24 protein-coding genes are annotated in these 24,407 nt (G+C 61.5%); 8 read left to right on the forward strand and 16 right to left on the reverse strand.

Annotated features, from left to right (window positions below):
• Positions 1-65: 65 nt before the first annotated feature.
• Positions 66-1,568: an exopolyphosphatase gene (ppx, locus tag L9B60_RS10475; RefSeq protein ID WP_249678416.1), complete on the forward strand. Its 1,503-nt coding sequence runs from the start codon at positions 66-68 to the stop codon at positions 1,566-1,568.
• Here ppx and ppk1 read toward each other — a convergent pair.
• On the reverse strand, positions 1,555-3,783 hold the full coding sequence (gene ppk1, locus L9B60_RS10480; RefSeq protein WP_249678417.1) for a polyphosphate kinase 1: 2,229 nt from the start codon (positions 3,781-3,783) through the stop codon (positions 1,555-1,557). The two genes, ppx and ppk1, sit on opposite strands and share 14 nt — an antisense overlap.
• 19 nt (positions 3,784-3,802) lie before the next feature.
• A complete protein-coding gene (hemB, locus tag L9B60_RS10485; RefSeq protein ID WP_249678418.1) occupies positions 3,803-4,813 on the reverse strand; it encodes a porphobilinogen synthase in 1,011 nt (336 codons plus the stop codon).
• Positions 4,814-5,021: 208 nt separating this feature from the next.
• On the opposite strand from hemB, the gene L9B60_RS10490 reads away from it, so the two are divergent.
• Positions 5,022-5,603, forward strand: a complete 582-nt coding sequence (locus L9B60_RS10490) for a DedA family protein (protein ID WP_249678419.1) — start codon at positions 5,022-5,024, stop codon at positions 5,601-5,603.
• Here L9B60_RS10490 and L9B60_RS10495 read toward each other — a convergent pair whose 3' ends face one another.
• Positions 5,604-6,848, reverse strand: a complete 1,245-nt coding sequence (locus L9B60_RS10495) for a sterol desaturase family protein (protein ID WP_249678420.1) — start codon at positions 6,846-6,848, stop codon at positions 5,604-5,606. It abuts the gene before it with no gap.
• Positions 6,849-6,960: 112 nt separating this feature from the next.
• On the opposite strand from L9B60_RS10495, the gene elbB reads away from it, so the two are divergent.
• On the forward strand, positions 6,961-7,620 hold the full coding sequence (gene elbB / locus L9B60_RS10500; protein WP_249678421.1) for an isoprenoid biosynthesis glyoxalase ElbB: 660 nt from the start codon (positions 6,961-6,963) through the stop codon (positions 7,618-7,620).
• A 40-nt stretch (positions 7,621-7,660) separates the two neighbouring features.
• Here the strand turns inward: elbB and L9B60_RS10505 are convergent, their stop codons facing one another.
• Entirely contained in the window at positions 7,661-8,125 is a 465-nt protein-coding gene (locus L9B60_RS10505; RefSeq protein WP_249678422.1) for a YaiI/YqxD family protein, read from the reverse strand.
• A 75-nt stretch (positions 8,126-8,200) separates the two neighbouring features.
• Between L9B60_RS10505 and L9B60_RS10510 the strand changes: the two genes are divergently transcribed.
• Positions 8,201-8,974 (forward strand): SDR family oxidoreductase, encoded by a 774-nt coding sequence (locus L9B60_RS10510; RefSeq protein ID WP_249678423.1) that lies wholly within the window; start codon positions 8,201-8,203, stop codon positions 8,972-8,974.
• 7 nt (positions 8,975-8,981) lie between these two features.
• On the opposite strand, the gene L9B60_RS10515 is transcribed toward L9B60_RS10510, so the two are convergent.
• Complete coding sequence (locus tag L9B60_RS10515) at positions 8,982-9,614, reverse strand: LysE family transporter (RefSeq protein ID WP_249678424.1); 633 nt, start codon at positions 9,612-9,614, stop codon at positions 8,982-8,984.
• 105 nt (positions 9,615-9,719) lie between these two features.
• A complete protein-coding gene (locus L9B60_RS10520; protein WP_249678425.1) occupies positions 9,720-11,630 on the reverse strand; it encodes an ATP-binding cassette domain-containing protein in 1,911 nt (636 codons plus the stop codon).
• Between the two features lie 50 nt (positions 11,631-11,680).
• Between L9B60_RS10520 and L9B60_RS10525 the strand changes: the two genes are divergently transcribed.
• Positions 11,681-12,145, forward strand: coding sequence for a TIGR02444 family protein (locus tag L9B60_RS10525; RefSeq protein WP_249678426.1), 465 nt, complete (start codon positions 11,681-11,683; stop codon positions 12,143-12,145).
• On the opposite strand, the gene L9B60_RS10530 is transcribed toward L9B60_RS10525, so the two are convergent.
• Positions 12,142-13,272: an AlgP family protein gene (locus L9B60_RS10530; protein ID WP_249678427.1), complete on the reverse strand. Its 1,131-nt coding sequence runs from the start codon at positions 13,270-13,272 to the stop codon at positions 12,142-12,144. The genes L9B60_RS10525 and L9B60_RS10530 overlap by 4 nt on opposite strands.
• A gap of 241 nt (positions 13,273-13,513) precedes the next feature.
• Here L9B60_RS10530 and L9B60_RS10535 point away from each other — a divergent pair, with 241 nt between their 5' ends.
• Positions 13,514-14,167, forward strand: coding sequence for an FKBP-type peptidyl-prolyl cis-trans isomerase (locus L9B60_RS10535; RefSeq protein ID WP_249678428.1), 654 nt, complete (start codon positions 13,514-13,516; stop codon positions 14,165-14,167).
• A 73-nt stretch (positions 14,168-14,240) separates the two neighbouring features.
• Here the strand turns inward: L9B60_RS10535 and rsd are convergent, their stop codons facing one another.
• The 8 genes from rsd to L9B60_RS10575 all read right to left on the reverse strand — a co-directional run bounded on the left by rsd (position 14,241) and on the right by L9B60_RS10575 (position 21,670).
• Positions 14,241-14,711 (reverse strand): sigma D regulator, encoded by a 471-nt coding sequence (gene rsd / locus L9B60_RS10540; RefSeq protein ID WP_249678429.1) that lies wholly within the window; start codon positions 14,709-14,711, stop codon positions 14,241-14,243.
• 259 nt (positions 14,712-14,970) lie between these two features.
• The gene (locus L9B60_RS10545) at positions 14,971-15,465 is read right to left on the reverse strand and encodes a disulfide bond formation protein B (RefSeq protein ID WP_249678430.1); all 495 of its coding nucleotides are present in this window, start codon (positions 15,463-15,465) and stop codon (positions 14,971-14,973) included.
• A 165-nt stretch (positions 15,466-15,630) separates the two neighbouring features.
• Positions 15,631-16,869 (reverse strand): heme biosynthesis protein HemY, encoded by a 1,239-nt coding sequence (locus tag L9B60_RS10550; protein WP_249678431.1) that lies wholly within the window; start codon positions 16,867-16,869, stop codon positions 15,631-15,633.
• A complete protein-coding gene (locus L9B60_RS10555; RefSeq protein WP_249678432.1) occupies positions 16,866-17,978 on the reverse strand; it encodes a uroporphyrinogen-III C-methyltransferase in 1,113 nt (370 codons plus the stop codon). The genes L9B60_RS10550 and L9B60_RS10555 overlap by 4 nt, the downstream gene beginning before the upstream one ends.
• Positions 17,979-18,015: 37 nt before the next feature.
• Positions 18,016-18,804: a uroporphyrinogen-III synthase gene (locus tag L9B60_RS10560; RefSeq protein WP_249678433.1), complete on the reverse strand. Its 789-nt coding sequence runs from the start codon at positions 18,802-18,804 to the stop codon at positions 18,016-18,018.
• Positions 18,801-19,742 (reverse strand): hydroxymethylbilane synthase, encoded by a 942-nt coding sequence (hemC, locus tag L9B60_RS10565; RefSeq protein ID WP_249678434.1) that lies wholly within the window; start codon positions 19,740-19,742, stop codon positions 18,801-18,803. The genes L9B60_RS10560 and hemC overlap by 4 nt, the downstream gene beginning before the upstream one ends.
• Positions 19,743-19,844: 102 nt before the next feature.
• A complete protein-coding gene (locus L9B60_RS10570; RefSeq protein WP_249678435.1) occupies positions 19,845-20,591 on the reverse strand; it encodes a LytR/AlgR family response regulator transcription factor in 747 nt (248 codons plus the stop codon).
• On the reverse strand, positions 20,588-21,670 hold the full coding sequence (locus L9B60_RS10575; protein WP_249678436.1) for a sensor histidine kinase: 1,083 nt from the start codon (positions 21,668-21,670) through the stop codon (positions 20,588-20,590). The genes L9B60_RS10570 and L9B60_RS10575 overlap by 4 nt, the downstream gene beginning before the upstream one ends.
• A gap of 95 nt (positions 21,671-21,765) precedes the next feature.
• Here L9B60_RS10575 and argH point away from each other — a divergent pair, with 95 nt between their 5' ends.
• Positions 21,766-23,160, forward strand: a complete 1,395-nt coding sequence (gene argH, locus L9B60_RS10580; protein WP_249678437.1) for an argininosuccinate lyase — start codon at positions 21,766-21,768, stop codon at positions 23,158-23,160.
• A 4-nt stretch (positions 23,161-23,164) separates the two neighbouring features.
• On the opposite strand, the gene L9B60_RS10585 is transcribed toward argH, so the two are convergent.
• Positions 23,165-23,827 carry a glutathione S-transferase family protein gene (locus tag L9B60_RS10585; RefSeq protein ID WP_249679704.1) on the reverse strand — a complete coding sequence of 221 codons (663 nt, stop codon included), beginning with the start codon at positions 23,825-23,827 and terminating at the stop codon, positions 23,165-23,167.
• A 156-nt stretch (positions 23,828-23,983) separates the two neighbouring features.
• Here L9B60_RS10585 and L9B60_RS10590 point away from each other — a divergent pair, with 156 nt between their 5' ends.
• Positions 23,984-24,277 (forward strand): hypothetical protein, encoded by a 294-nt coding sequence (locus L9B60_RS10590; protein WP_249678438.1) that lies wholly within the window; start codon positions 23,984-23,986, stop codon positions 24,275-24,277.
• Positions 24,278-24,407: the final 130 nt, after the last annotated feature.

The following is a 24,407-nucleotide window of genomic DNA, read 5'->3' on the forward strand; positions in this document are numbered from 1 at the left end:
TCACCCTCCACATCGGTGAAAGATCGTGGCACGATGGCAAGGTTATCGACCGAGATCCCCTGACCATGCCGCAATCTCCCGCCAAGAATCTTTCCCTGATCGCCGCCATCGACCTGGGATCGAACAGCTTCCATATGGTCGTGGCCAAAGCCCACCATACCGAGATCCGCATTCTCGAGCGCCTCGGTGAAAAGGTTCAGCTGGCGGCCGGGATCGACGAAGAGCGCATGCTCAACGAGGAATCGATGCAGCGCGGCCTCGATTGCCTCAAGCGTTTCGCCCAACTGATCATCGGCATGCCCCCGGGCGCCGTGCGGATCGTTGGCACCAACGCCTTGCGCGAAGCGCGTAATCGCGGTGAATTTATCCGCCGCGCCGAAGAAATCCTCGGGCACCCGGTAGAAGTCATCTCTGGCCGAGAAGAAGCCCGCCTGATTTACCTGGGCGTATCGCACACCCTGGCCGACACCCCGGGCAAGCGCCTGGTAGCCGATATCGGCGGTGGCAGTACTGAATTCATCATTGGCCAGCGTTTCGAACCGCTGCTGCGCGAAAGCCTGCAGATGGGCTGCGTGAGCTATACCCAGCGTTACTTTCGCGACGGCAAGATAACGCCGGCTCGCTATGCCCAGGCCTACACGGCGGCGCGCCTGGAAATAATGAGCATCGAGAACGCCTTGCACCGGCTGAGCTGGGATGAGGCCATCGGCTCCTCTGGCACCATCCGCGCCATTGGCTTGGCCCTGAAGGCTGGCGGCCACGGCACTGGCGACGTCAATGCCGAAGGCCTGGCCTGGCTAAAGCGCAAGCTGTTCAAGCTGGGTGACGTGGACAAAATCGACTTCGAGGGCATCAAGCCCGACCGGCGCACCATATTCCCGGCCGGCATGGCGATTCTGGAGGCGATTTTCGATGCCCTGGAACTGCAACGCATGGAGCACTGCGACGGCGCCCTGCGTGAAGGCGTGCTGTACGACCTGTTGGGCCGCCACCACCACGAGGACGTGCGCGAACGCACCCTGAGTTCGTTGATGGAGCGCTATCACGTGGACCAGGAACAAGCGCTGCGCGTCGAGCGCAAGGCGCTTCATGCCTTTGACCAAGTGGCTGCAGACTGGGACCTGGAAGACGGGATCTGGCGCGAACTACTGGGTTGGGCGGCAAAAGTCCACGAAATCGGGCTGGATATCGCCCATTACCACTACCACAAGCACGGCGCCTACCTGATCGAGCATTCCGACCTGGCCGGGTTTTCCCGCGAAGACCAGCAAATGCTCGCCCTGCTGGTGCGCGGCCACCGCCGCAACATCCCCAAGGACAAGTTTGCCGACTTCGGCAAGGAAGGCACCAAGCTGATCCGCCTGTGTGTGCTGCTGCGCTTCGCGATCCTGTTCCACCACATCCGTGGTACCCAGGAAATGCCGCAAGTGAAGCTGCACGCCAACGGTAACAGCCTGGACGTGGAGTTCCCCGATGGTTGGCTGGAAAACAACCAACTGACCCAGGCCGACTTCGGCATTGAAGCCGAGTGGCTGAGCCGGGTCGGCGTTACCCTCAGCGCACGCTGAGGATAGGGTTGCTCAGGCGTTCCAGCAGAATGTCCTGAGCGCTGCGTGGGTTCTGGTTGCCGGTCGGCGTGCTGCGCACGTAGCGGCCGTCGGACTGCAGGATCCACGAGTGGGTGTTGTCGGTCAGGTAGCTTTCCAGCTCCTTTTTCACCCGCAGGATCAACTTCTTGCCCTCGACCGGGAAGCAAGTTTCGACACGCTTGTCGAGATTGCGCTCCATCCAATCGGCGCTGGACAGGAACATCTGCTCTTCGCCACCGTTGAGGAAGTAGAACACCCGGGTGTGCTCCAGGAAGCGGCCGATGATCGAGCGCACGTGGATATTATGCGACACGCCGGCGATGCCTGGCCGCAGGCAGCACATGCCTCGCACCACCAGATCGATGCGCACGCCCGACTGGCTGGCCTTGTACAACGCGCGAATGATTTTGGGGTCGGTCAGCGAGTTGAACTTGGCGATGATGTGCGCGGGCTTGCCGTCCAGGGCAAACTGCGTCTCGCGCAGGATCATGTCGAGCATGCCCTTCTTCAGGGTAAACGGCGCATGCAGCAGCTTCTTCATGCGCAGGGTCTTGCCCATGCCGATCAACTGGCTGAACAGCTTGCCCACGTCTTCACACAACGCATCGTCCGAGGTCAGCAAGCTGTAGTCGGTGTACAGGCGGGCGTTGGCCGCATGGTAGTTACCAGTACCCAGGTGGGCATAGCGCACGATTTCACCGGCTTCGCGGCGTAAAATAAGCATCATCTTGGCGTGGGTTTTAAAGCCCACCACGCCGTAGATCACCACCGCGCCGGCCGCTTGCAGGCGGCTGGCCATCTGCAGGTTGGACTCTTCATCGAAGCGTGCGCGCAATTCGATCACCGCAGTGACCTCCTTGCCGTTGCGCGCCGCGTCCACCAGGGCGTCGACGATCTCGGAGTTGGCGCCGCTGCGGTACAGCGTTTGCCGCACGGCCAGCACGTGGGGGTCTTTCGCCGCTTGGCGCAGCAGGTCGACCACCGGGGTAAACGATTCGAATGGGTGCAACAGCAGGATGTCCTGCTTGCTGATCACGCTGAAAATGTTCTCGCTGTTTTGCAACAGCTTGGGGATCTGCGGCGTGAACGGCAGGTATTGCAGCTCCGGGTGGCTGTCAAGGCCAGTGATGCTGAACAGGCGCGTCAGGTTGACCGGGCCATTGACCTGATACAACTCGCTCTCGGCCAGGCTGAACTGCTTGAGCAGGTAGTCTGACAGGTGCTTGGGGCAGGTATCGGCCACTTCCAGGCGTACGGCATCGCCGTAGCGACGCGAAAACAGCTCGCCGCGCAGGGCGCGGGCCAAGTCCTCGACGTCTTCGGTGTCCACGGCAAGGTCGGCGTTACGGGTCAGGCGGAACTGGTAGCAGCCCTTGACCTTCATGCCTTGGAACAGGTCATCGGCATGGGCATGGATCATCGACGACAGGAACACGTAGTTGTCGCCGGTACCGCCCACTTCTTCCGGCACCCGGATAACCCGTGGCAGCAGGCGCGGTGCCGGGATAATTGCCAGGCCGGAATCGCGGCCGAAGGCGTCGATGCCCTCAAGCTCGACGATAAAGTTCAGGCTCTTGTTCACCAGCAACGGGAACGGGTGGGTCGGGTCCAGGCCGATCGGGGTGATGATCGGGGCAATTTCGTCGCGAAAATAGCGACGCACCCAGGTTTTGATCTTGGTGGTCCAGTGGCGGCGACGGATGAAGCGAACCTGGTGTTTTTCCAGCTCCGGCAACAGGATGTCGTTGAGGATCGCGTACTGGCGATCGACGTGGCCGTGCACCAGCTCACTGATGCGCGCCAGCGCCTGGTGCGGCTGCAGGCCGTCGGCACCGGCCTGTTCACGGGCGAAGGTGATCTGCTTCTTCAAGCCCGCCACGCGAATCTCGAAAAATTCGTCGAGGTTGCTGGAAAAGATCAGCAGGAATTTCAGCCGCTCGAGCAACGGGTACGACTCATCCAGCGCCTGCTCCAGCACGCGGATGTTGAACTGCAGCTGCGACAGCTCGCGGTGGATGTACAGGCTGCTGTCATCCAACCCTGGCACCACCAGCGCCGGGGCGGGGGTGGTGGCGGCTTCGACGGCGGGCTCGGGAGCCGGTGCGGGCTCGACCGACGGCGGCGTCTCGATGACTTGCTCGATCACGGGCTGGGATTCCTTCACGGCTGTTTCGGTAAGTCCTTCGTTGTTCATCTAGCGTTCCTGAAGGGCATTAGTGCCCTTTCATCAGTTGAGCTGCGCGTATAGCGAAATACGTCAGGATGCCATCGGCACCTGCGCGCTTGAAGGCGGTGAGGGATTCGAGAATCACGGCCTCACTCAGCCAGCCATTCTGGATTGCGGCCATGTGCATCGCGTATTCACCGCTGACCTGATAGACAAAGGTCGGTACCTTGAATTCATTCTTGACCCGGTGAAGGATATCCAGGTACGGCATGCCCGGCTTGACCATGACCATGTCGGCACCCTCGGCCAGGTCCGCAGCCACTTCATGCAGGGCCTCGTCGCTGTTGGCCGGGTCCATCTGGTACGAAGCCTTGTCGGCCTTGCCCAGGTTCAGCGCCGAGCCGACCGCGTCGCGGAACGGGCCATAATAGGCGCTGGCGTATTTGGCCGAGTAGGCCATGATGCGCACATTGACGTGGCCGGCCAGCTCCAGGGCCTCGCGAATGGCCTGGATACGCCCGTCCATCATGTCGGAGGGCGCCACAACCTGGGCGCCGGCCTTGGCATGGGACAGCGCCTGGCGCACCAAAGCATCCACGGTGACGTCGTTCTGCACGTAGCCCTCATCGTCGAGGATGCCGTCCTGGCCGTGGGTGGTGAAGGGGTCCAGGGCCACATCGGTGATCACCCCAAGCTCTGGAAAGCGGTCGCGCAGGGCGCGGGTCGCGCGCTGCGCGATGCCTTCGGGATTCCAGGCTTCACTGCCGTCCAGGGTCTTTTTCTCAACCGGCGTCACTGGAAACAACGCCAGCGCCGGGATACCCAACCTTACCCACTCGTCGGCTTCCTGCAATAGCAAATCGATGCTCAAGCGCTCCACACCCGGCATCGACGCTACGCTTTCACGACGATTTTCACCGTCCAGTACAAATACCGGCAAAATCAGGTCATCAATAGTCAGTACATTTTCACGGACCAGACGACGGGTGAATTCGTCACGACGGTTGCGGCGAAGGCGCGTGGCAGGGAACAGACGGTTAGCGGGGGTAAAGCTCACGGCAGACTCCTGAAGCCCGCGCAGGCGGGCTGGCGCGACAGTTATAAGCGGCCATTATGACGGTTGCATGACAGCTTGAGTTAACCCTGCGACTGATGACCGCAGATATTGTCCTGCCAGTCAATGTTCACGTCGAGACACATTTCGACACTTTCACCTTTGCTCACGACGGGTTAGGCTGCGCGTTCATTTCGCCAGCATCCAGAAAATGCTCCAACAATTCCTGCAGGATTTCGGCTACTTAGCCCTTTTTCTCGGTACGTTTTTCGAAGGCGAGACCATTTTGGTTCTGGCCGGGTTTCTTGCGTTCCGCGGATACATGGATATCAACCTGGTCATGGTGGTTGCCTTTTTCGGCAGTTACGCCGGTGATCAGCTCTGGTACTTCATGGGGCGCAAGCATGGGCGCAAATTGCTCGCCCGCAAGCCTCGCTGGCAGGCGATGGGCGACCGTGCGCTGAAACATATCCAGCGCCACCCGGATATCTGGGTGCTGAGCTTTCGCTTCGTCTACGGCCTGCGCACGGTGATGCCGGTGGCCATTGGCCTGTCCGGTTACCCGCCAAGGCGCTACTTGCTGCTGAACGGCATCGGCGCCGCCGTGTGGGCGATCGTACTGGCCCTGGCGGCTTACAAGTTCGGCGCGATCCTGGAAGGCATGCTCGGCAACATCAAAAAGTACGAGCTGTGGGTGCTGGGTGGCTTGCTGGTGCTGGGCGGCGTGCTGTGGCTGTGGCGGCGCATCAAGGCCGCGCGCTTCAACAAGGCTGAAAAAGCCAAGCTCGACTGATCAGCCGGCGCTACCCGTGAGCCGCCCCAGTGGGCGGCACAGGCAATACAGCCCTAATGCGCTGACCACCGTGTAAACCACCAAGGCTGGCCACGCCAACGCGCTGGCCGGCAGCAGGGCCGAGGACAGCGCCAGCGCCAGCAGTGGCACATTGAGTGCCAGGCGCATCGCCTCCACCCGCAAGGCCCAGGCCCGATCCTCCAGCAACGCCCCCAGCACGAACAGACCAAAAGCCATGATGCCCCAGCCCAGCCACAGCGCGGGCAGCGGCAGTTGCGCGCCGTGCCCCAGCAAATAACTGCCCAATGCCACGTACACGGCAAATTGCAGGGTCACGTACACCTGCGGCCGCCAGCCCAGTGCTATCTCGAACGGTGTGAACTGGCTCAGGTCCGGCTTGGTAAGTGGGTAGCGCTCGGCCACATCCGCAGGCCGCCAACCCGTGGGCATGAACCAGATGCGCAGCTTGTCGGCCCAGTGCCGGGTGCGCCGTGCGTCAGCGGCCAGTTGGGCATAAAACTGCAGGTTGGCCCACAGCGGGTTCCAACTGCGCAGGGGCGTGGTGACGCCGAAGATCACTGGCGTGCGCTCGTCTTCCTCTTGAAAAGTACCGAACAAACGGTCCCAAACAATGAACACCCCGCCGTAATTGCGATCCATGTAGAGAGGATTCTGCGCATGGTGGACACGATGGTTGGACGGCGTCACGAATATCCACTCGTACCAACCCAGTTTGGGTACATGGCGGGTATGCACCCAGAACTGATACAGCAAGTTCAGTGCCGCGACACTGACGAACACCAGCAACGGCACCCCCAGCAGCGCCAGCGGCAGGTAGAAGATCCAGCTGAAAATGAAGCCCGTGCTGGTCTGGCGCAGCGCCGTGGACAGGTTGTACTCCTCGCTCTGATGGTGCACCGAATGCGCCGCCCACAGTACGTTGCGCTCATGCCCCAGGCGATGCAGCCAGTAATAGCAAAAGTCATACAGCACGAACGCCAGCACCCAAACCCAAGCTTGATCACCCGCCAGCCTGAAGAGGCTGATGTGCTCAAGGGCAAAGGCATAGGTCAGCAGCCCAACGCTTTTGGTCAACAAACCCGTGGTGGTGGATAACACCCCGGCACTGAGGCTGTTGATCGCGTCGGCCAGGCGATAGGTACGCAGCCCACGCCAGCGGTCGGCCAGCAACTCGACGGCGATGAGCACGAAAAAAAAAGGGACGGCGAAGAGGATGAAATCCATGGGGGCCACCAAAAGTTTCGTCTTCCAAGATTAGGCCCCTGCACGGTAAAACCGTACTGGCAACGAGTGCCAAACTAGGGGACATTAACGCCATGAACCGGGAGAACCACGCATGACCAAAAAAATCGCAGTAATACTTTCCGGCTGCGGCGTGTACGACGGCGCAGAGATCCAGGAAAGCGTGATCACCTTGTTGCGCCTGGATCAGCGTGGCGCCCAGGTGCAATGCTTCGCCCCCGACATCGCTCAGATGCACGTGATCAACCACCTCACCGGCGCAGAAATGCCCGAATCGCGAAACGTGTTGGTGGAGTCGGCGCGCATAGCCCGCGGCGAGGTCAAAGCGTTAAGCGAAGCCAATGTCGATGAATTCGATGCGCTGATCGTGCCCGGCGGCTTTGGCGCGGCCAAGAATCTCTCCGACTTTGCCGTCAAAGGCGCCAACTGCACGGTCAACCCGCAGTTGCTTGAACTGGCGGAAGCTTTTGCCGAAGCGGGCAAGCCCGTGGGGCTGATTTGTATTTCACCGGCCTTGGCGGCAAAAATCTACGGCCCAGGCGTTACCTGCACCATCGGTACCGATGCCGACACGGCCAAGGCGATCGACAAGATGGGCGGCACCCATGAAGTGTGCGCCGTGAGCGAGATCGTCGAAGACACCGCGCGCAAGCTGGTCAGTACCCCGGCCTACATGAGCGCCAAGACCATTGGCGAGGCAGCTGCGGGGATTAATAAGCTAGTGGATCGGGTCATTGAGTTGACTCAGGAATAGGCGGCTGGCCCGCGGATAAATCCTAAAACAACGCCAGGATTTATCCGCGAAGAGCGCCCCGTGCAAGTCGCGTCAGAATCCGATCCAGGCTATTGGCGAACGCCTGCTTGTCTTTGTCGCCGTACCCCGGCGGCCCACCGCCCACCTGCCCTTGCTCGCGCAGGTCGGTGAACAGGTTACGCACCGCCAGGCGTTCACCCATGTTTTTTTCATCAAACTCGCGGCCGCGCGGGTCCAGGGCACTAACGCCCTTCTTCACTAGCCGGTCGGCCAGCGGGATGTCACTGCAGATCACCAGCTCACCAGGTACGGCATGCTCCACCAGGTAATCATCGGCCGCATCCGGGCCGCTGGGCACCACAATCAACTTCACGCAACTGAATGCCGGCTTGATCTGTGGCTGCCCGGCCACCAGCACCACCTCGAACTGACGTTTCAAGGCGAACTTGACCACTTGGTCCTTGGCCGCCTTGGGGCAGGCGTCGGCATCGATCCACACGCGCATCAAGGGCTTCCTCGTCTGAACGTTTCCAATAGCCACCTATCATACCCTCACCGCCCCCTTCCACGAGGTGCATCGATGAGCCTGATAGCGCAGTTGCAAAGCCCTGCCGACGTATTGGTGTGCGGAGCCAGCCAAGGCATCGGCCTGGCCCTGTGCGAGGCCCTGCTGGGCCGTGACGACGTGAACCAGCTTTGGGCTGTCTCTCGTCAGGCCAACGCGTCTGAGGGGCTTGCAGCGCTCCAGGCGCAGCATGGCGGGCGCCTGCACATCATCGAGTGCGATGCTCGCGACGAAGCGGCACTGGGGACGCTATTCAAAACGGTCAGCGCTACCTGCGGCCACCTGCACCTAGTTGTTTGCACGTTGGGCATCTTGCATCAGGAGGGCGCGCGCGCGGAGAAGGGCCTGGCGCAACTGGACCTGGCCAGCTTGCAGGCCAGCTTCGCGACAAACACCTTTGCCCCGATCCTGCTGCTCAAGCATTTGTTGCCGCTGCTACGCGGGCAACAACCGGCCAGCTTTGCCGCGCTATCGGCGCGGGTCGGTTCCATTGGCGACAACCGCTTGGGGGGCTGGTACAGCTACCGGGCCAGCAAGGCTGCGCTCAACCAGCTGCTGCACACCGCAAGCATCGAGCTGAAACGGCTGAACCCAGCAGCCACGGTGCTTTCGCTACACCCGGGGACTACCGATACCGAGCTGTCACGGCCGTTCCAGGCGAACGTGCCGACCGAGCAATTGTTCGAGCCGGCCTTTGCCGCAGGGCAGATCATCGAGTTGGTGGGCCGCCTGGGCCCGGCCCACAGCGGCACCTTCTGGGCCTGGGATGGGCAGCCGATCGTGTGGTAGTTGCCGGCTAAAGGGGCGCTCGACGCAGCGTCGCGAGGAACGCCGCCGCGCCAATGAACAACCCGGCGAAGGTGCGGTTCATGCGCCGCTGTTGCTTGGGGGTACGCAGCAAGCGCAGCACCCGCGCGGCAAGCCCTGTGTAGCCGGCCATCACCAGCAAGTCGACGCATACCATGGTCGCGCAAATCGTCAGGTACTGGCCTAGCAGCGGAGCGTGGGGGTCGATGAACTGCGGCAGCACGGCCAGCATGAATACCAGCGCCTTGGGGTTGCTGACGTTAACCAGAAAGCCACGGAACACCAAGGCCAATGGTTTGCCGATAGGCCGCACGGCGGCGTCATCGCTCATGTCCATGGGCAGCGCACGCCATTGCCTGATGGCCAGGTACACCAGGTACACCACGCCAAACCACTTGATGAACGTGAATGCCGTGGCCGAAGCTGCCAGCACTGCGCCCACCCCCGCGGCAATGATCGCGATCTGCAGGATCAGACCGAGTTGCAAGCCAAGGGCGTTCCAATAGCCACGCCAGAAGCCATACTGCAGGCCGCAGGACATCGAGGCGATGGCCCCGGCGCCTGGTGAAAGACTGATGACCCAGCAAGCGGCAAAGAATGCCAGCCATGTTTCTAGCGCCATGACACACCTCGTTTCAATTCAGTCTTTCAAACTAAATCGTGCGAGGAAAAAGCACCACGATTATTTTTGCCGTCGTCAGTGGGCGCCGTGCTACTGCAACGCCCATCAAGACAGTGCCTCCAGCTCCGCCTGCATGCTTTCCAGCAGTTCCAGGGCTTCCATCCAGGCTTCTTCCAGCTCGGCCTCGCGCACCTTCAGCTTGGCTTGCTGAGCGAGCTGATCACGCAGGTCGTCCTTGCGGGCAGCCTCGTAGATCGCGCTGTCGCCCAGGGCGGCCTCGACCTTGGCCAACTGCTCATGCACTTTGCCAAGTTCGGCTTCCAGCTTGTCGGCCTGGCGCTTGTGCGGCGCCAGTTGCTGACGCAGGGCTGCCGCCTGTTGGCGCTGGGCTTTCTTGTCGGTTTTGTCCGGGTTGACCGGGGTGTTGCTCGCCGGGGCATTGCGCAAGCGATAGTCGACCAGCCAGCGGGCGTAGTCGTCCAGGTCGCCGTCGAATTCCTGCACCTTGCCGTCAGCAACCAGCAAAAAGTCGTCGGTGGTGCTTTTGAGCAGATGGCGATCGTGGGACACCACCAGTACCGCACCACTGAACTCCTGCAGGGCCATGGTCAAGGCCAGGCGCATCTCGAGGTCCAGGTGGTTGGTCGGTTCGTCGAGCAGCAACAGGTTGGGCCGCTCCCAGGCGATCAGCGCCAGCGCCAGCCGGGCCTTCTCGCCACCGGAGAAATTCAGCACCGGCTCATCGATCCGTGCACCCCGGAAGTCGAAACCGCCGAGGAAATCGCGCAGCACCTGCTCGCGCTCGGTAGGCGCCAGGCGTTGCAGGTGCAGCAAGGGGCTGGCCTTGCTGTCCAGGGAGTCCAACTGGTGCTGGGCGAAGTAGCCCACCACCGTGTTCTCCCCACGCACCAGGCGCCCGCCCAGGGGCGACAGCTCGCCGGCGAGGTTCTTGATCAGCGTCGACTTGCCCGCGCCGTTAGGGCCCAGCAGGCCGATCCGCGCGCCCGGGGTCAGTTGCAACTTGACCTTCTCCAGGATGGTCGTTTCGCCATAACCCAGGCGTGCGTCAGACAAATCCAATAGCGGGCTGGAGATTTTTTGCGACTCGCGGAAGACGAAGTCGAACGGCGAATCGACGTGGGCCGCCGACAGCTCCTCCATCCGTTCCAGCGCTTTGATGCGGCTTTGGGCCTGGCGGGCCTTGGTGGCCTGGGCCTTGAAGCGCGCAATGTACTTTTCCATGTGCGCGCGCTGGGCTTGCTGCTTGTCGTAGGCCTGCTGCTGTTGCGCAAGGCGTTCGGCCCGAGCACGCTCGAAGGCCGAGTAGCCGCCGCGGTAAAGGGTCAGCTTCTGCTGCTCGACGTGGGCGATGTGGTCCACCACGGCGTCGAGGAAGTCCCGGTCGTGGGAGATCAGCATCATCGTGCCCTGATAACCCTTGAGCCAGTCTTCCAGCCACAGGATCGCATCGAGGTCCAAGTGGTTGGTGGGTTCGTCGAGCAAAAGCAGGTCGGAGGGGCACATCAGCGCCTGCGCCAGGTTCAGGCGCATCCGCCAGCCACCGGAAAAGTCGCCAACCTGACGGTCCATCTGCTCGTTGCTGAAGCCAAGGCCAGCCAGCAGCTTGCGCGCCCGAGCGTCGGCGGTATAGCCATCGGCGCTGTCTAGCTCGGCGTGCAGCCGTGCCTGGGCGGCCCCGTCATGGGCCGCTTCGGCCGCAGCCAGTTGCTGCTGGACCTCGCGCAGGCGTAAATCACCGTCAAGGACGTAATCTACGGCTATCCTCTCGAGCGTATCGACCTCTTGGCGCATGTGAGCGATACGCCAGTCCGCCGGCAGCAGGCAATCACCGGAGTCAGGCGTGAGCTCACCGCGCAACAGGGCGAACAGCGTGGATTTGCCGGCGCCATTGGCACCGATCAGACCGGCTTTCTGGCCGGCGTGCAGCGTCAGCTCGGCGTCTTCTAGCAGACGTTGCGGGCCACGCTGTAAAGTAAGGTTTTGAAGTCGAATCATAATGGCGGCGGAGTCTACCAGCTTCGGCGACAACTGGCGCGAGAAGGACTATGCACTCTGACCTATGGAGCTTTTCCCTGGACCTTTATGCCCGCCTGGGCATCGAGCAGGCTTGCCTGGAACTGCAGGCCGACGGCGCGAACGTGTGCCTGATGCTGGGGGCTGCGTGGCTGGGCCACCTGGGGGTCGCCTGCACTCCCGAGCGCCTTGCGCAGCTACGTACGCTGGCCTGGCCTTGGCATGACGAAGTGATTCGGCCCTTGCGCAAATTGCGCCAGGACTGGACGAACGCGGCCAAACTTGACCGGGAATTGGAAGTGATGCGCGAGCAAATCAAGACGCTGGAGCTGGAAGCCGAACGTCAGTTGCTGACCCGTATCGAAAACCTGGCCCAGGAATGGGCAGCCGTGGGTGCCGATGACATGACACTGTGGCTGGAAGGCGTGGTGCCCTCCTCGGCGAGGGAAAATCGCGGCGCGCTGCAAAGGCTGCACGCCGCGAGTACGTCCGCTTAGGAAGCGCTGACGGCGCTGTTGCTGGCGGCCGGAGCGGCAGCCGGAGCAGGCGACGGCGTTGCTGCGGTTGGCGCTGGGGCAGCCGGTGCAGCGGCAGGTGTGCCGGTAGCAGTAGCCGGTGCCTTGGCGGCCGGTGTTGCAGGTTTTTTAGCGGCAGGGCGTGCAGCTGGCTTGCTGGCCGGCTTGGCTGCAGGCTTGGCGGCCGCAGGTTTGGCTACGGCTGGCTTGGCTGGCGCCTTGGCGGTTGCGGGCTTGGCCGCTGCTGCAGGTTTGGCTGCAGGTTTGGCTGCAGGCTTGGCTGCAGGCTTGGCCGCTGCCGGTTTGGCGGCTGCGGTTTTGGCTGCCACAGGTTTTGCGGCGGGCTTGGCTGCAGGCTTAGCCATTGCAGGTTTTGCAGCGCTGCTGGCAGGTGCCTTGGCGGCTGGCTTAGCTGCGGGTTTAGCTGCTGGCTTGGCTGCGGGTTTTGCCGCGACCTTGCTGGCGACAGGTTTGGCTGGGGCTTTGGCAGCGACCGCCTTGGTGGCGGCAGGTTTGGCCGCGGCTTTGCTGGCGGCGGCTTTAGGGGCAGCGGCCTTGGTTGCCGACGCTTTAGCCGCAGGCTTGGCAGCTGGCGCGGAAGCGGCTTTTTTCACCGGTGCCTTGGCGGCAGGCTTGGCAACAGCTGGCTTGGCGGCAGCGGGTTTGGCCGCGGCTTTTTTGGCCGGGGCGGCAGCGGCAGGTTTGGCAGCTCGTGTCGTCAGCGCCTTGCCGGCAGCTTCATGCACACGACCGACACCTTGGGCCAATTTCAAACTTTCTTGCGCGTCGCGCTTGAGTTGCACGATGTAGGCGCGAGTTTCGGTTTGGCGTGCTTTCAATGCATCAAGCAACTCCTCCAGTTCCGTACCCACGGTCTTGGCCTTGGCTTGTGCCTTGGCTTTACCGGCAGTGGCAGCATCCTGAAGTTTGGTACGCGACTTGTGCAGTTTTTCCTGAGCCTTGACGCGCTGCTTCTCCAACTTGGCGAGTAGTTTCTCAGCATCAGCCAGGGCCTGGGAACAGGCGCTTTCCAAATGCTCGAGCAGGCTGCTCGATAGCTGTTGGAGCAAATGCAACGGAGTATTTACAGGCTTCTTGTTAGCCGACATGGGTTACCTCCTGGCTGATGATATTGCGGCTCATACTAGACCTCTGCAGTTAGTGCCGCTAGGGCATGTTGACAGTATCGAGTACGCCGCGTTGCATGCCTGGGCAAAGTTGTTTTCTGGGCCGTGCGAAACAAGTGTAGAAGCGCTTGCAAAGTCTGCTAGCAACACCCCGCCACACAGGGCTCGCAGAGGGTGCGGGTGCTGGCATAATCGCGGTCTTCTGAACACGGAGAGAGCACTCATGTTGCGTCGCCTGTTGTTGTCGTTTTGCTTCTTTGCGCCCTTGGCCCATGCGGAAAAAACAGCCCCTGCCAGTGCTCACGATTATGCCTATAGCCTGGGTGCAAGCTTGGGTGAGCGCCTGCGCGAACAGGTACCCGACCTTGAGTTAAAGGCTCTAGTAGAAGGGTTGCAGCAGGCTTACCAGAACAAGCCGTTAGCCCTGGATGACGCACGCATAGCGCAAGTGCTTAGCGAGCATGAAGCGCAAAACAACGAGGCCTCCACCAGCGAAAAAGCCTTGAGCGCAGAACGCGACTACCTCGCCCAAGAGAAAACCAAACCTGGCGTTCGCGAGTTGGCCGACGGCATTCTCGTCACGGAAATTTCTGCAGGCCAAGGCGAAAAACCCAAGGCCACGGATCAAGTGCAGGTCAATTATGTAGGCCACTTGCCTGACGGCACCGTGTTCGACCAGAGCTCGCAACCGCAGTGGTTTCGCCTGGGCAGCGTAATCAGCGGCTGGCGCACGGTGCTGCGGCAAATGCCGACCGGGTCGAAATGGCGGGTGGTGATTCCATCGGCTCAAGCCTACGGCGCGGATGGGGCGGGGGATTTGATCGCGCCTTATACACCGCTGACGTTCGAGATTGAATTGGTGGGAGTGAAGAACTGAAGTCTGTAGTAGGTACCGAAGGCCGCACGCCACTGGAAAGGCGACGCACCTTCGGCAACTGCAACACGGAAATTCAGGCTACGACGCCTTCCTCTTTGTGCGCGTTGTGCAGCACTTCGATCAGGCAGTCTTCAAGTTCAAACCGCTCGTGAAGGCTGGAGCCTAGATCCTTGAGCTTGCCGGCCAAGGTTTCCGAGCACGAACAATCACCCTTGTCGCAGTGATCATTGAAATCCAGGGCGGACTGAGTAATGGCCTCGATGCGAGGGAAAATCGTATCGGCCAACTCCAGGCCTTGCTCGTCCTTGAAAGCTTTGGCTTCGGCGATCAACTGTTCGTAGACCTCGAAATGCCCGGCGCTAACGTAGTCGACCAACACCCCGCAGAATTCCCGCAGCTTCTTGCGATCGCCTGCCAGGGCCTCCGGTGTTTCACCTAGAACGTCAAAGGCACGCACCAATTCTTGACGCTCTTGCAACCAGCGATCAATCAGCAGGTGAACCCCACCCCAGCGTTCCTGAGCATTCTGACAACTTTCCAGCATGGTGATTTCTTCCCTTGTGGGTCGTGCCGCTGGAGGTCTTACCCGCGAAATTGAGGGTCAGGCCCGTACGTGACTAGCGGCACCAAAGCAGTCTGATTTCTGTAGTGCGTGCAGGGAGATTATGCCCGTGCGCGGATCGCTTCAAGGTACCCAGAGGATAAAGTTCATACAAGTGTTTAATCCACCGCAGGGCTACTACCCCCGTAAACAAAGCACTTCGCAAGCTATGCATCAACCCCGCCTCAGCTCCCTGCCGGCCTTAGCGGGCGCTTTGCAGCAGCGTCCACAGCGACAGCACCAACATCCCGACGAAGGCGAAAAGGCTCCACTCGGCCAGGCTCATGTCCAGCAGCGTCCAATTGACGCGGGCGCATTCCGGGGTGCCCATGGCCAGAGTCGTCAATACATCCTTGAGCGGCAAAGCCTGGAGCAAATAGTCAAAGCCGGGCTGGCAAACGATCTGGGGTTGGTCGGCGTGTTCCTGCATCCAGACATGCCGCGTTGCGGCCAGGCCGCCTAACATGCTGAACAGCAGGTTGCCGCCCGCATACGCCAGCATGCCCTTGCGGCCTGGGCAGTGGATGACCGACGCCAGGCAACTCAGCGCCATCAACCCCATGAAGAAACGCTGCACCAGCGAAAGCGAACACGGCACCAGGCCCGTCTCTGCTTCCAGATAAATTGCCACTGCCAATGCGGCAGTGCAGGCGACAAATCCCAGTACGAACAATTGACGCGAGCGGGCCGATAACATGGATAATCCTGCAACAGAAAGGACAGGACCCAACGGTAGAGGAAATGCCGCAGCGGCTTCAAGGCGCCAGCCGCCAGACTTGGAAGCGCTTCCTGTAGGGGGAATCGTATTTAAAGGGGCGATTGTCGGCACCCCCATGCAAAAGGGTGCCGACAACAAGTGCCATCAGGCCCTGGCGGCCTCGGGCAATGGCGAAGCCAGCAGGCGCTCATCGAGCAAGCCCAGGCCTTCCTGGAACAGCTGATTGCTGCGCCCGGTATCACCCAACTGGGCCAGCAGGCGGGCCAGTTCAGCGCACGCTTCGGGGTTGCGCTGCACTTTCAAGCTGCTTTCCAGGTAATCCCTGGCCTTGCCCCACAAGCTGTTTTGCAGGCTCAAGCGCCCAAGGGTCAGCAGTAGACTGGAATCATCAGGGTGCTGTTTGAGCCAACCCTCGGCAGTTTGCAACTGGCGCGCCGGATCGCTGCCACGCACCAGCCCGTATAGACGCGCAAGGTGGCTGTCATAGCCGCGCTTGATCGCCTGGCGCAACACCTCTTCGGCTTGCGCCTCGGCACCCAGCTGACGCAACTGTTCGGCGTATGCCAGTACCAGCACCGGCTCCTGGCGCTGCCCGGAACTCAACTGTTGCCAGGCAGTATTCAGCGCAGCCAGGCCGCTCTCACCGGCATCACGGTTGGACGCCAGGTTTAAGTTTTCACCCCACGCGCGATGCTCCAGCTCGGCCAGTTCGGTAGCGGACACTACTTTGGCCTTGCGCAAATCCGGCAACAGGCGGATCAACGCCGGCCAGTCGCCGCGCTGCTGATGCAAGCGCTGCAATTGGCGCAACACTTGAACGTTGTTGGGGTGGCGCTCATGCATGGCAATGAGCGTGTCATGCGCGCCGTCGGTATCGCCACGGTCTACCTGTAACTGTGCGTGGCTCAGGGCGATGGCCAACTCGGCTTGGGGCTGACGCTCCAGGGCGCGCTCCAGCAAACTGTCGCTTTCTTCGTAGCGGCCCAGCTCGTTGGCCGCGCGCGCGGCACCCAGGTAATACAGCAACGGCAGGCGCTCGGCTTCGGCGGCGCGATGCAAATGTTTCTGGGCGCTGGCCCAGCGGCCCTCGGCGAGGTCCATCTGGCCCTGTTCGATCGCCAATTGCACGCGGCGGTTACGGTTGCGACCGGACCAGGGGTTGACCACACCGCTGGAGGTGGTGACCAGGCTCAACAACACCCAGGCCAGGAACACCAGCAGCAGCACGGCAAACAAGCCTGCCAGCGACGACCACAGGCCCGACTCGTAACGGAACACATGCGGGTAGTCGATCAGTACGTAGCCTGGATGCTTGGCGACCCCCAGGCCCAGAATGACTGCCAGGGCAATCGCCACGAACACAATGACATACGCTCGCTTCATTGGGTTGGCTCCTGCTTGGCAGGCTGGCCCGCACCTTCATCGGCAGGCAAGTGACGGCGTTCCAGGTAGGCTTGCACGGCGCCCAGGCTGGCAGCCAAGTCAGGCGTTACCACCGACACCGGTTGCTTCTTCAGTTCACCCAAGCGTTCAAGCATTGCCCGGCTTTGAGTGTTGTCCTGATTGAAGCCTGCCAGCAGCACCCCGCGCGCCTCATCCAGCGCCTGGGCGTACACCTTGGCTTCGCCATTGAGCGCGGCCCACTGGGCCTGCTCCAGGGCCAGGCTCAGGGCCAGGCGTACCTGGTTCAAGCTTTGACCTGCCAACAACGGCCGGATGTTGTCATCCGGATTGAAGTCGATACGGAAAAAACTGGAGATTTTCGCCCACCACTGGCGCCAATGGCTGTCCGGGTCGGCCTGGGCGTCGACCGGCACGCTGCCGGCCTGGAATTCCGGCGCCAGCGCCGTCAGGCCCACGGTCTGGTCACGCAGTGCAGACAACTGCAGGAACAGCCCGGTGCGGTCCGGCTGCTCGACACTGTTGAGCGCAGCCGTGCTCTTGGCCAATTGCTCACGGGCGGCAAAGGCACCGGGGTCGTTCTGCTCACGCAGGATCTCGTCGGCGCCCTGCACCAATTCACGGGCGCTACCAATGTCCTGCAAGGCAGATAGACGCAAACTGGCCAGGCGCAGCAAGTGTTCGGCCTCGGCCAGCCGCCAGTCTTTGCGGCTGGCCCCCAGCACAGTTTCCAGACGCTGGCTCAGCCGTTGCTGATCACCTTGCAGTTGCGCCACCAAGCGGCGGCGGTCTTCGAGCTCTTGCGCAGGCGGCAATTTACCCAGCTCGCTGCTCAGTTGCTGTTCGTTCTGCTGCAGTGTCTGGGCCTGGGCGCTCAAGGACTCAAGCTGGCTGCTCTGCTGCTGATGACCGGCCTGCAGGTGCCGCACCTGCCAGACACCCCAGCCGCCAACGGCGATACCGACCGCGCCAAGCAACAAGGCAACCACAGCAAGGCCCTTGGCGCTTTTGGCCGATGCCGGCGCCACGGTTGGAGTGGGCTCATCGAGCACCGGCTGAAAATCATCTTTGGGCAAGACTGTTTCGCTCACGTATCCATCCTTTGCATTGAGGCGTTTCTACCGATTTTTACCGGGTATGGGTGACGCCCTGGAAGGCGGCGGCAGGGTGAGCCTGCAACGCCGCCATCAACGCCGCGGCGCTGGCACCGCGACAATCCACTATAGCCCGCGCACCGGCGGCCTGGGCCAATTCGGCAACGCGCAGGCTAGGAACAAACAACGGCAGGCCTGCCAACTGTGGCCAGGCCTCGCCGGCCAACAGCCGTAAATGTTCAAAACCCTGCCCACTGCTGACCACCAGCCCGTTCAAGCGTTCCGACACAATACGTTCAAGCAGGCTGTGTGGAGGATATTCCGGCAATCGGCGGCGGTACAGCTGCAGGTAATCGACACTAGCACCGCGCTCGCGCAAACGCTCGGCCAACAGCTCGCGCCCGCCTTCGCCGCGCAGGATCAACACCTGCGGGTTGGGCACTTGCAGGGCCACGTTCAGCCAGGCGAGGTCCAGCAGCGCCTCGCTGTCGTCGCCCTCTGCCGGGACGTGCACGCGCAGCCCGTACTGCTCGAGGATCGCCGCCGTCGCCGCGCCCACGCTGAACCAATGCAGGGCAGGCAGCTGTGGCCAGTGCCGGGCTATAAGCTCAACGCCCAACCGCGCGGCAGGCTTGCTCACCACAATCACCGCGCAGTAACGATCCAGCTGCAACGCCAGCGTACGCATGGCGGCGTCTTCTGCAAGCGGCTCGATTGCCAGCAACGGCAGGCAACTGCCGTGTACACCGGCAGCGGCCAACTGCAACGCCAGCGCTGCCGATTCCTCGGCAGGCCGGGTCAGCAGCAGGCGCCAACCCGTCACGGGTGGCCGGCCTCACCGTAGACGGCCTTGAGGATTTCGTCGGCGCCTTGGGCCAGCAGGTCTTCGGCAACCTTGATGCCCAGTGCTGTCGCATCGGCCTGAGGCGCCCTTGCCTGCGCGCTAAGCAACAATGACCCGGCCGCATCGCCCACCAGCCCACGCAACCACAATTGGTCGCCTTCCAGCACGGCGTAACAGGCGATCGGCACTTGGCAGCCACCATTGAGGTGCTTGTTCAGGGCGCGCTCGGCCGTTACCCGCACGGCGGTGTCGTGATGATGAAGAGGGGCCAGCAGCGCATGGATCTCGCTGTCGGCACTGCGGCACTCGATACCCACGGCACCCTGGCCCCCTGCGGGCAGGCTGTCTTCGACACTGATGCTATCGCTGATGCGATCTTCGAAGCCCAGGCGGATCAAGCCGGCGGCCGCCAGGATAATCGCGTCGTACTCGCCGGCATCGAGCTTGGCCAGGCGAGTGTTGACGTTGCCACGCAGGAAATTGATTTGCAGGTCCGGCCGGCGATTGAGCAATTGGGTTTGCCGACGCAGGCTGGACGTGCCGACGATACTGCCTGGCGGCAGCGCCTCAAGACTTTTGTAAGTGTTTGAAACGAAGGCGTCGCGGGGGTCTTCGCGCTCGCAAATGCAATACAGGCCCAGGCCTTGCGGGAAGTCCATGGGCACGTCTTTCATGGAATGCACGGCGATGTCGGCCTGGTTTTCCAACAGCGCGGTTTCCAGCTCCTTGACGAACAGGCCCTTGCCGCCGATTTTCGACAACGGCGAGTCGAGCAGCTTGTCGCCACGGCTGACCATGGGTACCAGGGTTACCCGCAGGCCTTGGTGCGCTTGTTCCAGGCGAGCCTTGACGTACTCGGCCTGCCACAGGGCCAAGGCGCTTTTACGGGTGGCAATGCGGATTTCGCGAGTGGACATGGATCAATCCGAACTGAATAGATTCGGGGATGATACCAGCATCGGGCCGGGTGACCATTCGCCGATGAGCCCCGCGATGGATGCGGGCTCATCGACGATGGTTCAAAGCTGCTGCATCATCTTGCGCACGCCGGCCACATGCCGGCGGCTGACGATCAGTGCATCACCATTGAGCCCCTTGAGGAACAACTGGAAATGCCCCAGGGGCGTTCGCTGCAATCGCTCGATGCGCTCGCGGGCCACCAGCGCGTTGCGATGGATGCGCACGAAGCGGTCACCGAACTCGTCCTCAAGCGCCTTCAGGGGTTCATCGAGCAACACCTCGCCGCCTTCATGGCGCAAGGTCACGTACTTGTGGTCGGCAATGAAATAGATGACTTGGTCCAGCGGGATCAACTCGATCCCCTTGCGCGTTCGCGCGCTGATATGGGTGCGTGGCCCGCTGCCGGTCTCGGCCGCCGGGCGTGTCAACGCGGCGAGCTGCACGCGATTGGGCCGCTCGGCTTTCTTCAAGGCCTCAAGCAGGCTTTCGGGGCGCACCGGCTTGACCAGGTAACCCACGGCACTGACTTGGAAAGCCTCCAGGGCAAACTCGTCGTGCGCCGTGCAAAACACCACGGCAGGCGGCGCTTCGCGCTCACACAGTTTGGCGGCCACCTGCAGGCCGTCCAGGCCAGGCATGCGTATGTCCAGCAGGACCACATCCGGCTTCAGGCTGTCGATCAGTGCCAGGGCCTCTTCGCCATTGGTGGCGCTGGGCTCCAGCACGCTATAGCCCTCGAGATCGCTGACCAGTCGGCTCAAGCGTTCGCGGGCGAGGGGTTCGTCATCAACGATCAGGACATTCATATTGCGCTGGATTCCTGCGTGAGTCTCGCACAAGGATAGCGTAGACAGGTGAAGTGACGACCGTCACGGCGATCCACGCTAAGACTCGCGCGAGGGCCAAAAAGTGCCGCAAGTCGGGCACCAATATTTGACAGTGCCTGATGAGTACCGCCCGAAGCCCGCTGCACATAGGCTTCGTCGTAGGGATTGCTGATGCACAATATGAACTCTCCCCCTATATAGTCGGCTTCGACGCTGACCACCCCACCTTCGATGCGCGGGGCAACGCCATGTATCAGCGCATTTTCCAGCAGTGGTTGTAAGGTTAGCTGTGGAATCGGCAAGTCATCGGGAATTGTGTTGATCCTCCAGTCCAACTGTAGACGCTCGCCGAGCCGATATTGCTCAATCCGCAAATATCCTTTCGCAAGCGCCAGCTCATCACTCCAGCGCACCACGCTTCCCGGCTTGCCCAGGCTGGCCCGGAACAGATCGGAAAGGTCCAGCACCGCCTGCTCGGCCTTGAGCGGGTCGATCACCACCAGGCTCGCGATACTGTTTAGGCTGTTGAACAGGAAGTGCGGACGGATGCGTGCCTGCAATGCCTCGAGCCGCGCGCCCAGTTCGGCCTGTTGCTGCTTGCGCCACTGGCTCTGCAAGTAAAAGTAGCGCAATAACAGCGCCGACATGATCAAGCCGATCAGGCCGTGGCGCAGGTACCGGTTTACCTCGCCGCTGGCGGGCGCGGTGCCGCCGAGTTGGTAGTAATCGGTAACGGCGGTACCGGCGAGGGTCAGCAAGACCACGATCAGGCAACTCAGCGCCCCTGCCAGGCCGGCGTCCAAGCGCGCCAACGCCGGGCGCAATGCACACAGCAAGGCCGCCGAGAGCAGCACGATCCACTGCACGAACAACGAGGTCAGGGCCAGCCGCATCCAATTGAAACCGGGATTCATCGGCTCTGACAGCACCAACACCATAACCAGGAGTTCGGCCAATACCACGAGCACGAACAGTGCCTGCGCTTCGCACAATTCAGGGATAAAGAATTCTGTTACCGGCGCCGCCTTACGGGGCCGTCCAAACCAGTCGATGCGCATTGTGGAATTCCGCCGGGCACTCGATGCCCCGGCCGGATTGACTCCCTGTTATTATTGCGGCCAATTTCCCGTTCACGCCTTCAACGAGCGTATTCATGAGTACTGACAAGACCAACCAGTCCTGGGGCGGCCGCTTCAGTGAACCCGTCGACGCCTTCGTCGCCCGCTTCACCGCATCCGTCAACTTCGACCAGCGCCTCTACCGTCACGACATCATGGGCTCGATTGCCCACGCTACCATGTTGGCCAAGGTCGGCGTACTGACAGACGCAGAACGTGACACGATTGTCGCGGGCCTGAAAACCATCGAAAGCGAAATCCAGGCCGGTACGTTCGAGTGGCGCGTGGACCTGGAAGACGTTCACATGAACATCGAAGCCCGCCTGACCGATCGCATCGGTATCACCGGCAAGAAGCTGCACACCGGCCGCAGCCGCAACGACCAGGTCGCCACCGACATCCGCCTGTGGCTGCGTGATGAGATCGACCTGATCCTGGGCGAGATCACCCGCCTGCAAAAGGGCCTGCTGGAGCAGGCCGAGCGTGAGTCGGCGACCATCATGCCCGGCTTCACCCATTTGCAAACCGCACAACCGGTGACGTTCGGCCACCACCTGCTGGCCTGGTTCGAAATGCTCAGCCGCGACTACGAGCGCCTGGTGGACTGCCGCAAGCGTGCCAACCGCATGCCACTGGGCAGCGCCGCACTGGCCGGCACCACCTACCCGATCGATCGCGAACTGACCTGCGAACTGCTGGGCTTCGAGGCCGTGGGCGGCAACTCGCTGGACGGCGTATCGGACCGTGACTTCGCTATCGAATTCTGTGCCGCGGCCAGCATTGCGATGATGCACCTGTCGCGCTTCTCCGAAGAGCTGGTGCTGTGGACCAGCGCGCAGTTCCAGTTCATCGACCTGCCGGATCGCTTCTGCACTGGCAGCTCGATCATGCCGCAAAAAAAGAACCCCGACGTACCCGAATTGGTGCGCGGCAAGAGCGGTCGTGTGTTCGGCGCGCTGATGGGCCTGCTGACCCTGATGAAAGGCCAGCCGCTGGCCTACAACAAGGACAACCAGGAAGACAAAGAACCGTTGTTCGACGCCGCCGACACCCTGCGCGACTCGCTGCGAGCCTTTGCCGACATGATCCCGGCCATCAAGCCCAAGCACGCGATCATGCGTGAAGCGGCCCTGCGTGGCTTCTCCACCGCCACGGACCTGGCCGACTACTTGGTACGCCGCGGCCTACCGTTTCGCGACTGCCACGAAATCGTCGGCCATGCCGTGAAATATGGCGTTGAAAGCGGCAAGGACCTGGCGGAAATGAGCCTGGAAGAACTGCGCCAGTTCAGCGACCAGATCGAGCAGGACGTATTTGCAGTGCTGACCCTGGAAGGCTCGGTCAATGCCCGCGACCACATTGGCGGCACGGCACCGGCGCAGGTCATGACCGCAGTCATTCGCGGCCAGGCCCTGCTGGCTTTGCGCTAAGCGCTTACCCTGCCGCTTGAAGCCTCGCTAGAAATAGCGGGGCGTCAAGCGCGCGGCCTGCCGCCACTTGCTCTACGCAAGGCCTGGTCGATAGCAACTCCAACAGTGCCTGGGCCTTGGGCATTGCCTCCATCAGGTCAATGCCGAACAGTTTTTGGCCTACCTGCTGCGCCAGATCAACGCTGTACAAAAAATAGACATCGGCAATGGTGAACTGCGCTCCGGCCACATACGGGCAAAATCTGCCGCGTGCCGCCAATGCCGCGAAACCCTTGATCAAGTCGCGCCTGGCCTTGGCCTTCAACACCGCAGGCGTTTCCCGGCCGCCAAAGAACGCCTCCACGTAGCACACGCGCGCCGGCAGCTCGATGTACAACTCTATCTCCTTGGCCAATGCCTTGACCTGCGCCCGTTCGAAGGGGGACGCCGGCATCAGCGGCAGGCCGCCGGCTGCTTCTTCCAGGTAGCCAATGATGACGTCGGTCTCGCTGACAAAGCCCTCGGGCGTCTCGAGAATCGGGATCTTGCCGCGAGGGCTTTTGGCAAGAATCTCCGGATTCTGGCAACCGTGTAGCAGGACCTCTTCGAAGGCGAGGCCCTTTTCCAGCAACACCAGCTTGACCATGTTGAAATAGTTGCTGGACGCAAAACCGTATAATTTTAACATCGGAGGCCTCCCTGGCCGTCGATTGAAGACGCTGGCATCGTAGCCATATCCCTGGCTGAAAGAGAGCATGGAATTTTTGCCAAAAAACCAGCTCGACCAAGCAGGGAAAGTCTCCGAATACCGTTAAACTGGCCGCCTACAGACAGGAATACCCGCATGAACGACCAAACCAAGATCGAAAACGACGAAGACGAGCAGTTCGCCGAGGACACCCTGATCCAGGCCATCGAAAACCAGATCGAAAGCGACAACCCGCCAGCGGCCAAGGCCACGTTCAACAAACTGACCCTGGTAGGCTACGAACGCGACGACATTCTCGAAATGATGGCCCATGTACTGGCCGTCGAAATCGACAAAATTCTCGAAGAAGACCGCGCGTTCGACACCGTTTGGTACGAAGCGGCCCTTCGCGCATTGCCTGAATTGCCGCCGGAAGCCAAGCCCGAATAAGCCGAAGGTTTATTCGGCAGATTTCCCATAGCCTAACTACACTAGAAAAGCCCCGCTGCCATGTGTTCGCCCGGGGCGCCACGTCGGGCACCCACAGGGTGCTGTCGTCTATATCTAGAAAAGTCTGGAG

Source organism: Pseudomonas abieticivorans (assembly GCF_023509015.1).
GTDB classification, from domain to species: Bacteria; Pseudomonadota; Gammaproteobacteria; order Pseudomonadales; family Pseudomonadaceae; genus Aquipseudomonas; species Aquipseudomonas abieticivorans.